Below are 2,629 nucleotides of genomic sequence, written 5' to 3'. Positions count from 1 at the left end.
CTCGGCGGCGAGCACCCGCTGCCGCCAGCCCGGCAGCCGGCGCCAGTCGCCCTTCCGGAAGACCTGGATGAAACCCATCATCCAGCGGGTGCGCTGCACCACGAGTTTCCGCAGGCTTTCCGGCGTCTCCTCCTGGGTGGTCAGCTCGGGATGGTAGAAAACCGCGGTGGTGACGCCGGCCACCGAGGCACGCACACCGAGGTCGCAGTCCTCCGTCAGGCAGGAGACGTCCCAGCCGCCGAGCCGGTCGAGAACCTCGCGCCGGACGAAGACGGTGTTGCCGCCGAGCGGGATGAAATGCGCCTTCGCCTGGTAGCGCAGCCGCGACATGAACCAGATGTAGTATTCCAGGCAGTTACGGGCCCGCCACCATGACGTCCCGCTGTCAGCCCAGTCGACCAGCGCGCGCAGCGTCCCGGCGGATTCCGGCCGCCGCCAGCGGGGGCCGCGGACGTTCATCAGCTGGACGCCGCCCTGAAAGATCCCGGTTCCCGGATGGTGCACGGCCAGTGTGTTGACGTAACCGAGCAGGCCACGGGCGATCAGGGACTCCGCGTCGACGATTCCTATCAGCTCGCCGTGGCAGTGCTTTCGCGCGTCCTCGAGGGAGAGCGGTTTGCTCCGCTGCGCGCCGCTGGGCGTGACAATTCGTACGTTGGGGTACCGGCCGGCGAATTCCTGGGCCACCTCGCGGGTCTCCCGGTCGAGGTCGTCGTCCGACACGACGACGACAAGCTCGAACAGACGCGACGGATAGTCGCCGGCGAGCAGCTGGGTCAGCGTGCGCCCGAGAACGGGTTCCTGCCGGGCGGGCACGATCAGCGAGAAGGTGTACCGGGGGGACTCCTGATCCTCCAGGTCGACGTGGTCGACCCGGTCGGGCAGCTGCCAGCCGTACTGTGCCCGCACCAGCGTCAGGCCGGCGATCAGCAGCATCGACAGCGACACCGCCGTCCAGATACCGACCGCTATGTCTCCGCGACCGCGGTACAGCGCCTGCGCCGTTTCCGCGAACGGCGGCCACGCGGGCAGCAGCAGGACACCGTGCAGAACACGGACGGACGCCGTTGTCAGAGTGGAGCCGAAGACGAACCAGTAACACACCAGCAGGTGCGTGGAAACCACCAGAAGGGCGCAGAGCGCGGCGGCCAGCAGATTACGTGGGCCGGCCTGCCCCGTCGACGGGGAACTGGCCGCCAGCTCCGTCAGCGCGGTGAACAGCAGCCAGCCGACCGATTCGGCCGAGACCCGCGCGATGACGAGCCTGAGCCGGCTGCCTTCGCGCCCGCGCCAGGTGAAGCCGCGGTCCAGGCCCCACAGCAGGCCGGTCGCGGCGGCCACCGAAAACACGTAGCCGGACCGTCCCCAGGCCCCGAAGAAACAGCCGGCGAAAGCCATCAGCGCGACCCGTGCGGCAGCGCTCGTCCCACCGGCCACGATGAGACGCAACTGCCCTGGCATCCTCGTCAGGAAAGCGTGAAGCGACGGTGGCGCGGCAAGCGCCTGGTTGAGGTTCACTGATCCCTACCTGAGTGGTCGGTACGAACGGCCGGCATCGACCGGGCGGCAACGGCCGGGCGGCAACGGCCGGGCGGCAACGGCCCGGGACCGGGCACGAGGACCGGGCATGACGGCCCGCTGTTCTCCCGGGCCTCCTCACGGGCGTTCTCCCGGAGCGGTCACCAGCCTCGGCAGATCGGCCGCGTAGTCGGCAACCGTGGAACTGGCGAAATAGAGAACGTGTTGGACGTCGTCGGCGCCGTACGCGGCGACCTGGGCCGCGTGCGCCACGTCGTACTGGCCGCCGGGCGCCTGCCGCGTCCGCGCGAGCGGTATGCCCACGGCCTGCTGCGCGGCGTCGATCTGCGCCGGCGAGCCGGTGAGCCCGATGAACGAGGCGTCGAACTGGTCGAGCCACCTGCGGAGCACCTCGGCGGTGTCCCGCCCCGGATCCGTGGTCACGAAGACGACCGTGAGCGCCGGCCCGGCACCGGTGCCGGCCAGCCGTTTGGCGGCGGCGATGTCGGCCATGGTCGTCGGGCAGACGTCCGGGCAGTTCGTGTAGCCGAAGAAGAGCAGGGTGGCCCGGCCGGCGGTCCGCCGCGCGAAGTCGAAACCGTTCCCGGCGGTGTCCAGCAGGGTGAACGACGGCCGGGAGCGGGAGACCTTCGGGACGGTCCCGTGCCAGCCGCCGGTGGCCGTGGCGACAGCCGCCGGCGGCCGTACCGGCGGGCTGCCGGCGGGGTGCGTGGGCTCGCCCGTGGCGCAGCCGGCGCTGCCGGCCAGACAGACGGCCAGACAGAGCAGCGCCACGGCGGCGGATCCGCGCGGGGCCCGCCTCACGGCGTCGGCCCGGCCGGTGCATCGCAGGGGGGCATGTTCCTGGCCTTTCTGAACGGCTGACCGGATCGGGACAGCAGAGCTGTGCCACGGGCCGCGGACCCGTGGCCCGTGGCCCGTTTCCGGCCATGGACAACAGGTGCGGGCCGACGGGATTTCCGCGCCCGGGATTTCGGCGGGCCGGCCCGGCCGGTCGCCGGGAATCCGGGGAATCCAGGGAATCGGGGAAATCGGGGAGGACTCGCGAGGCCTAGTCGGCGCAGACCGTGGTGCCGCGTGGGGCGGTGCC

2 protein-coding genes are annotated in these 2,629 nt (G+C 71.3%); both read right to left on the bottom strand.

Going from position 1 to position 2,629, the window contains the following annotated elements; translation table 11 throughout:
• Nucleotides 1-1,449 (bottom strand): glycosyltransferase (locus AC5LSR_RS07160; protein ID WP_493468275.1); only part of this gene is annotated, 1,449 nt, incomplete at its 3' end.
• Between the two features lie 207 nt (nucleotides 1,450-1,656).
• On the bottom strand, nucleotides 1,657-2,313 hold the full coding sequence (locus AC5LSR_RS07155; RefSeq protein WP_250284097.1) for an SCO family protein: 657 nt from the start codon (nucleotides 2,311-2,313) through the stop codon (nucleotides 1,657-1,659).
• Nucleotides 2,314-2,629 lie beyond the last annotated feature (316 nt).

It is taken from the genome of Protofrankia sp. CiP1_Cm_nod4 (genome assembly GCF_982290645.1).
This window is presented reverse-complemented; position numbering and strand designations above follow the sequence as displayed.